Source organism: Mitsuaria sp. TWR114 (assembly GCF_007997345.1).
This window is the reverse complement of the sequence record NZ_VOSR01000441.1, coordinates 1-7,761: the sequence shown is the minus strand read 5'-3', so window position 1 is coordinate 7,761 and position 7,761 is coordinate 1. Positions and strand designations below refer to the sequence as shown.

Below are 7,761 nucleotides of genomic sequence, written 5' to 3'. Positions count from 1 at the left end.
CCCCCGACGCATATCGATAGTGGCGATGGACGCCGCGGGGTCAGGGCTTGCCTGACCCGCACGCTCAGTTGAGCTCGCCCGCCGGCACCACCGGCAGCAGCACGATGCTGCACCAGGCTCTCCAGATCCAGGTCATCGAACTCCCCCGCGAGGGCGCCGCGATCGGCCCGCCGCCCAAGCGCGCGCATCACGCGCTGAGCATCGGCATGGAAGGGCCGAAGCAGTTGCTCCGCGGCCTGGGCCTCGATGCCACCGAATGTGCCGGGCGCTTCCGCATGCCGTCCAAGCTCGGCCGCAAGGGCGACGGCTCGACGCAGGTCGACATCGCGGCCCAGCTCGGCATGGCCTGCAAGTTCTGAGGCGGCAACGCCGCGCAAGGGCGCGAGACCGCGTCAGGCGTACAGCGTCGCGCGTCCGTCGCGGACGAAGCCCGCCAGCCGCAGCCCGCAGGCCTGCGCGGTGCGGATCGCCAGATGCGTAGGCGCGCTGACCGCCGCCAGCATCGGCATGCCGGCGAGCGCGGCCTTCTGGACCATCTCGAAACTCGCGCGGCTGGTCACCGCCGCGAACCCCTGCGAGGCATCGACGCCGTCGCGCGCCATCGCGCCGATCAGCTTGTCGAGCGCGTTGTGGCGCCCGACATCCTCGCGCACGCATCGCACCGCGCCGTCGACGCCGCACCACGCGGCGGCGTGGATGCCGCCGGTGCGCTGCTGCAGGGGCTGCGCGGCCGCCAGCTCGCGCATCGCGCGCGACAGCGCCGCCACCAGCGCCTCATCCGCCGCCAGCGCGTCCGGCAGCGGCGGCACGGGCCGCTGCGGCGGCCGGAAGACCTGGTCGAGGTTGTCTGTCCCGCACAGGCCGCAGCCGGTGCGCCCGGCCATGCTGCGCCGACGCTCCTTGAGCAGCGCCTCGCAACGCGCGGTCACGCGCAGCTGCAGGGCCACGCCATTCGGACGCGTGCGAACTTCCACGTCGAGCAGGTCCGCCGGCGAGGCCAGCAGGCCCTCCGTCAGCGAGAAGCCCAGCGCGAAGTCCTCGAGGTCGAGCGGCGTCGCCAGCATCACCGCATGCGACAGGCCGTTGTACTCGAGCGCGACGGGCACTTCCTCGGCGACGAATTCCTCCTCGGCCGCGCGCGTGGCGCCGAGCCGCGTCGGATGCACCGCGACCAGCGCGGCGGGCAGTGGTGCGTCGTCGTCGTGATCGCCGACGCCGCCCTCACCGCGGCCCTCCGCGTCACCCGGCAGTGCGCAGGTCCCGCTCATGCCGTCGACTCCCCGCCACCGGCAGCGGGCGCCTCGTCACCGCGGCCCACCGGCGTGAGCCGCGCGATCCAGCGCCCGTCCTCGTCGACCTGCAGCCGCACCCAGCCGGGCCCCGGCTCGTCGCCGACGCGCGCGTCGCTCATCAGCGTGTAGAGGCGCAGCAGCACGCTGACCCGCAGCCCGGTGCGCTTGGCCAGCCGCGGCAGCGACACGCCGTTGCCGGCGTCCAGCTCGGCGAGCGTCTCCAGCGCGAAACGCGCCTGGGCGGTCATGTCACCCGGACCACCGTCATCGCCGCCATCGCCGTCCGCGCCCTCCCGGTCGTGGACCTCGTCGCCGGCGGACGCGTCAGCGCGGCTCATGCGGCGATCCTCAGGCCCGTGCGTCCGCCACCGAACGCGCCTGCGCCTGCGGCACCGGCTCGTCCTGCGGCCGCAGCGTCAGCACCACCGGGATGGACTTGGACGTCGGCGTGCCGGCCCCGATCGAGATGCTGCTCAGCGGCACCAGCGCGTTGGTCTCGGGGAAGTAGCTGGCCAGGCAGCCGCGCGGGATGTCGTACTCGATCAGCACGAACTTCTCGGCGCGGCGCGTGTCGCCGTCGCTGTAGACGCTGGTGATGTCGACCCACTGACCGGCCTTCATGCCGATCTGCCGCAGGTCCTCCTTGTTGATGAAGACCACGCGGCGATGGCCCCAGACGCCACGGTAGCGGTCGTCCATGCCGTAGATCGTCGTGTTGTACTGGTCGTGCGAGCGCACCGTCGCCAGGTTGAACACCACCGTCTTGTGCTCGATCGCCCGCGCCTGCGCCTGATGGAAGGGCGTGTCCGTGGGCAGCGCGTGGGTGATGAAGTTGGCCTTGCCGGTGGGCGTGTTCCAGACCCGCTCCGACGCGGTGTTGCGCAGCCGGAAGCCGCCCGGCTGCTTGATCTTCTCGTTGAAGTCCTTGAAGTCGTCGAAGACCTCTTCGATCTTGTCGCGGATGCGCGAGTAGTCCTCCACCAGCCACAGCCACGGCGTCTTCGAGCGGCCCTTGAGGGTCGCGGCGGCCAGGCGGGCGACGATCATCGGCTCGGACAGCAGGTGCTCGGACGCCGGCGCGTTCATGCCGCTGGAGATGTGGACCATGCTCATCGAGTCCTCGACGGTCACGCCCTGCGGGCCGGTGGCCTGCATGTCGATCTCGGTGCGGCCCAGGCAGGGCAGCACCAGCGCTTCCTTGCCGTGGATGGTGTGGCTGCGGTTGAACTTGGTGGTGACATGCACCGTCAGCTCGGTCGAGCGCAGTGCCTTCCAGGTGGCCACCGTGTCCGGCGTCGCGGCGGCGAAGTTGCCGCCCAGCGCGATGAAGACCTTGCCCTTGCCGTCGAGCATCGCCTGGATGGCCTCGACGGTGCCATAGCCGTTCTCGCGCGGCGGCTCGAAGCCGAAGACCTGGCCCAGCCGGTCCAGCAGCGCCTTGGGCGGCTTCTCGTAGATGCCCATCGTGCGGTCGCCCTGCACGTTGGAATGACCGCGCACCGGGCAGGCGCCCGCGCCGGGACGCCCCAGGTTGCCGCGCAGCATCAGCAGCGCCGCGATGTGCTGGATGGTCGCCACCGAATGCTGGTGCTGCGTGATCCCCATGCCCCAGCAGATGATCACGCGCTTGGCCTGCGCGTACAGGTCGCCGGCGGCGCACAGCTGCTCCTGCGACAGGCCGGACTCGGCCTCGAGGGCTTCCCAGGATTCGGCGCGGATGCTGGCCTCGAAGGCCTCGAAGCCATGCGTGTGCTCGGCGATGAAGCCCAGGTCCAGCACGCGCTCGCCGCCAGCGGCCACGGCCGCGTCGTCCAGCTCGAAGACGCGCTTGCACAGCGCCTTCATCACGGCCATGTCGCCGCCGATGCGCAGCTGGAAATAGTGGGTCGAGATCGGCGTGCTGCCCAGCGTCGCCATCTCCATCTTGTCCTGCGGATCGGCGAAGCGCTCCAGGCCGCGCTCGCGCAGCGGATTGAAGCTGACGATCTTGCAGCCGCGCTTGGAGGCCTCGCGCAGCTCGCCCAGCATGCGCGGGTGATTCGTGCCGGGGTTCTGGCCGAAGATGAAGATCGCGTCGGCCTGCTCGAAGTCGTGCAGCGTCACCGTGCCCTTGCCGATGCCGATGGTCGGCTTCAGGCCCTGGCCGCTGGGCTCGTGGCACATGTTCGAGCAGTCGGGGAAGTTGTTGGTGCCGAACTCGCGCACGAACAGCTGGTACAGGAACGCGGCCTCGTTGCTGGCGCGGCCCGAGGTGTAGAACATCGCCTCGTTCGGATCCTTCAGCGCGTTCAGCCGCGCGGCGATCAGCTCGAAGGCGTCGTCCCACGCGATCGGCACGTAGCGGTCGCTGGCGGCGTCGTAGACCAGCGGCTCGGTGATGCGGCCCAGGTTCTCGAGGTCGAAATCGGACCACTCGGCCAGCTCGCTGACCGTGTGGCTGCCCAGCACCTGCGGCGTGGCGCGGTGCGAGGTCGCCTCGGCCGCGATGGCCTTGGCGCCGTTCTCGCAGAACTCGAAGGTCGAGCGGTGATCCCGGTCGGGCCAGGCGCAGCCCGGGCAGTCGAAGCCATCGGGCTGGTTGGCCGACAGCAGCGTCTTGGCGCCCTTGACCGCGACACCCTGCTGTTGCAGGTGCTTCGCGACACTGCGCAGCGCGCCCCAGCCGCCAGCCGGCCCTTTGTAGAAATGGATCTTCTGCTCGGTCATTGTTGGTGCCCCCGGATAGAACGGCCGCGGCCCGTTCTATCCCCCCCGAGGGGGTGGCGGGCCGGCTTGGGGCGGCCCGGCGCTCGGCCCGCCCCTCGCTAACAAGGAAGAATGGCAGACCGAGGTCTGCATCGATGGTCACAGTATCGGCGCTGCTTTGGGGCGCCGTACGGTGAGGGTCAATTGAAGAACTTGGCGACCGTCAGCAGGGTCTTGTAGATGCCCCAGGACAGCGGGATGCCGACGGCCAGCCAGGCCAGCACGACCAGGCCCACCGGCGTCGCCTTGCCGGCGCCCGGACCGCTGCCGACTTCGCTGGCGGCGGCCTTCTCGTGGGCCAGCTTCTTCTCGATGGCCAGTTCCTCGTCGCTCATGAAGTGCTTCGCGGCGACCGGGCGGATGGCCAGGTTGGCGATCAGGCCGATCACCAGCATGCCGACCAGCACATACATGGTCTGGTTGTAGACCTGCTCGCGGGGGATGCCCAGGCCGAGCTGGTACTCGCGCATGTAGCCGATCACGACCGGGCCGAGGATGCCGGCGGTGGCCCAGGCGGTCAGCAGGCGACCGTGGATCGCGCCCACCATCTGCGTGCCGAAGAGGTCACCCAGGTAGGCAGGCACCGTCGCGAAGCCGCCGCCGTACATCGACAGGATGATGCAGACCGCGCCCACGAAGGCCAGCTTGTGACCCGCGGCGGCGCTGCTCGGCAGGCTGGCGTACAGCAGGCCGCCCAGCACGAAGAACACCGTGTAGGTCATCTTGCGGCCCAGCTTGTCCGACAGCGAGGCCCACACGAAGCGGCCGCCGATGTTGAACAGGCTCAGCAGTGCGGCGAAACCGCCGGCGATCGCGGCGATCGCAGCCAGCTGCGTCTTGTCGAGGTCGGCGAACTTGGCGTCCACGCCGATCAGCGAGCCACCGAAGATCTCCTGCAGCATCGGGCTGGCCATGCCGATCACGCCGATGCCGGCCGACACATTCATGCAGAGCACGATCCACACCAGCCAGAACTGCGGGATGCCCCACACCTTCTTCACGTGCACATGGCGCTGCGTGATCATGGCGTTGTTGGCCTGCGCCGGCGGCGGGGTCCAGCCCGCGGGCTTCCAGCCGGTGGGCGGCACGCGGTAACCCAGCGCGCCCGCGACCATGAAGACGAAATAGATCAGCGCCATCACGACGAAGGTCTGCGTCACGCCCGGGTCGGTCGGCGTGGCGAAGCGCTTCATCAGCTCCACCGCCAGCGGCGAACCGATCATCGCGCCGCCGCCGAAGCCCATGATGGCCATGCCGGTGGCCATGCCACGGCGGTCCGGGAACCACTTGATCAGCGTCGACACCGGCGAGATGTAGCCCAGCCCCAGGCCGATGCCGCCGATCACGCCGGAGCCCAGGATCATCATCCAGAACTGGTGGGTGTGGATGCCGATCGCGGAGATCAGCATGCCGCCGCACCAGCACACGGCCGACACCAGGCCGGCCTTGCGCGGACCGGCGCGTTCCAGCCAGCCGCCCCAGATCGCGGCGGCGCAGCCCAGGAACACGAAGAACAGCGTGTACATCCAGCCCAGCGTCGCGACGCTCCAGTCGCACTCGGTGGCGAACAACTGGGCGAAGAAGCCCACGTCCTTGCCGCAGGCGGCGCCGGCTCCGGCGGTCTGCAGCATCTTGGACAGCGGCAGCCAGAACACCGAGAAGCCGTAGGCCATCCCGATGCACAGGTGAATGGCCAGCGCGCTGGGCGGCACGAGCCAGCGGTTGAAGCCAGGAGCGGCGATGGTGCGCTCCTTGTCCAGCCAGCTCGAGCCAGCGGATCCGACGCTCGGGTCGGTCAGCACAGTAGACATGGGTCCTCCTCAAACAATGAATGGCGACCGCGACGCGGCCCGCTGATGGGCGACCCTCTCCGAACCCTCAAACGGGATGGGTCGGCCGCGTCCCGCGTTCCGGGGTCCCCGTGTCCCTTTCGGCATCAACGACCTGCAAACACAGCAGGGGTTGGTTACGGCCTGAAAGAGTTGAGGCAGAACGCTCGCGGCGGGCGCGATCTTGACGCATGTCATTGACATTCATTGACAACCACACATAGCAAACGGACATCTATCGCACGAAACCGACAGCCGGTAACTATGGGGCGGCCGGCGGTTACCCGTAGAGCCGGCGTTAATTGGGGCGAATCGCGCACACCACCCCCGGTTTGGGGGCGATCCCCGGGGCCGCGATTGTTGAGCGCGCCACAACGGTGCATTTCCGCTCACGCATTTTTACGGTCCGGGTCTTTGCCTATTGTTGGGACCGTTCCCCCGTCTCCGAAGGCGTCCATCAGCGCCTTCTTCACCGGACCGCCTCGTTGAGGTCGTCCGGTTTTTTATTGCGCGGGAATCGCGCTTGCCCCGATGAACACGAGGATGTATCGGGGTGAAACCTGCCGTTTGTCCTACAAGACCTCGCGTCCTCTGCCCACGCTCCGCTCCCCGCCCACGGTCCACAGTAGGTCCTAACCGATCTCACCGATCGGCCCCTCAAGCCCAAAGGAGAGACTAGATGAACGCGACCAAATCCCTCGTGACCGGTGCCGTTGCCCTGACCGCCTTCGCCAGCGTGCTGGGCCTGGCTTACGCCCAGGTGGAGAACTCGACCGAGTCGACCCAGACGCAGACGACGCAGGAGCAGTACCCCGCCACGCAGACGGAGCAGCAGGCCCCCGCTGACCAGAGCATGACGCCGGCCGACCAGGCGGCCCAGTCGACCCAGTCGACCGACCCGCAGTCGCAGACCCAATCCGAAGCGCAGTCGCAACAGGCTCAGCCGCAGTCCTCGGACCAGTGGCAGAACCAGCAGTCGCCGTCGTCGCAGCAGCCGCTGCCGAGCGAGCCGACCAGCGCTGGCGAGCCGGCCCCGCGCGCCGACCGCAACTGAGCGTGACCCGCTTATCGCCGTCCAGCCCCGCTGACGCCTTTCCCTGAGAGCCCTCCATGCTGCGCGCCTCCAGCGGCTATTACTTCAGCGATCCCCCGCCGGCCGAGCCGGCGCGGCGGCGGATTCCTGAAGCGCTGAAGGAACGCGCCGGATGGGCGGCGCAGGGATTGGCGATCGGGCTGGCCGGTGCGCTGCTGGCCTGGCCGGCGGCGACCTTCCTGATGAAGCAGCTGCGCCCGGCGCCCGTCGCCGTCGCGAAGCACCTCCCCTCTTCCCCGGTCCAGCCCGTCGTCCAAGCCCCCGCGCCAGTGCCGCGGACCGGCACGGCCGATTTCGGCAAGACCAAGGTTTCCAAGCAGGCCCGCCAGCTGGCCCAGTGGGTGATGGCGGGCTGGGATCACAACGGTCGTCCGTTCGCGATCCTCGACAAGCGCCAGGCGCGCGTGCTCGTCTTCAACGCCGACGGCAAGCTGCAGGCCACCACGCCGGTGCTGCTCGGTTATGCCGCGGGCGACGACAGCGTCGCCGGCATCGGCCTGCGCCCCATCGCCGAGGTCAAGCCCTCCGAGCGCACCACGCCGGCCGGGCGCTTCGTCGCGCAACCGGGCAAGAACGCGCTGCACGAAGACGTGCTCTGGGTCGACTACGACGCGGCCGTGTCCATGCACCGCGTGCGGCCGACCAACCCGGCCGAGCGCCGCCTCGAGCGGCTCGCCTCGCCGACGCCCAAGGACAACCGCATCAGCTTCGGCTGCATCAACATGCCGGTGAAATTCTTCGAGCAGACCCTGTGGCCCACCTTCGGCAAGCGCGGCGGCATCGTCTACGTGCTGCCCGAGAA

At 69.3% G+C, this 7,761-nt stretch carries 7 protein-coding genes; 3 read left to right on the top strand and 4 right to left on the bottom strand.

Translation table 11 applies throughout. The annotated features are described in order from the left end of the window. Positions 1–68: 68 nt before the first annotated feature. A complete protein-coding gene (locus tag FUT87_RS16045; RefSeq protein WP_147241660.1) occupies positions 69–359 on the top strand; it encodes a hypothetical protein in 291 nt (96 codons plus the stop codon). Between the two features lie 33 nt (positions 360–392). Here the strand turns inward: FUT87_RS16045 and fdhD are convergent, their stop codons facing one another. The 4 genes from fdhD to FUT87_RS16025 all read right to left on the bottom strand — a co-directional run bounded on the left by fdhD (position 393) and on the right by FUT87_RS16025 (position 5,848). Then, positions 393–1,268, bottom strand: a complete 876-nt coding sequence (gene fdhD, locus FUT87_RS16040; protein ID WP_091720131.1) for a formate dehydrogenase accessory sulfurtransferase FdhD — start codon at positions 1,266–1,268, stop codon at positions 393–395. Beyond that, a complete protein-coding gene (locus FUT87_RS16035; protein WP_255511874.1) occupies positions 1,265–1,630 on the bottom strand; it encodes a hypothetical protein in 366 nt (121 codons plus the stop codon). Before FUT87_RS16035 ends, fdhD begins: the two co-directional genes overlap by 4 nt. Before the next feature lie 10 nt (positions 1,631–1,640). Beyond that, on the bottom strand, positions 1,641–3,998 hold the full coding sequence (locus tag FUT87_RS16030; protein ID WP_147241659.1) for an FdhF/YdeP family oxidoreductase: 2,358 nt from the start codon (positions 3,996–3,998) through the stop codon (positions 1,641–1,643). A 179-nt stretch (positions 3,999–4,177) separates the two neighbouring features. Beyond that, the gene (locus FUT87_RS16025; RefSeq protein ID WP_147241658.1) at positions 4,178–5,848 is read right to left on the bottom strand and encodes an OFA family MFS transporter; all 1,671 of its coding nucleotides are present in this window, start codon (positions 5,846–5,848) and stop codon (positions 4,178–4,180) included. Positions 5,849–6,545: 697 nt separating this feature from the next. On the opposite strand from FUT87_RS16025, the gene FUT87_RS16020 reads away from it, so the two are divergent. Further along, positions 6,546–6,920, top strand: a complete 375-nt coding sequence (locus tag FUT87_RS16020) for a hypothetical protein (RefSeq protein WP_147241657.1) — start codon at positions 6,546–6,548, stop codon at positions 6,918–6,920. A 56-nt stretch (positions 6,921–6,976) separates the two neighbouring features. Then, positions 6,977–7,761 (top strand): hypothetical protein (locus FUT87_RS16015; RefSeq protein WP_186830569.1); only part of this gene is annotated, 785 nt, incomplete at its 3' end.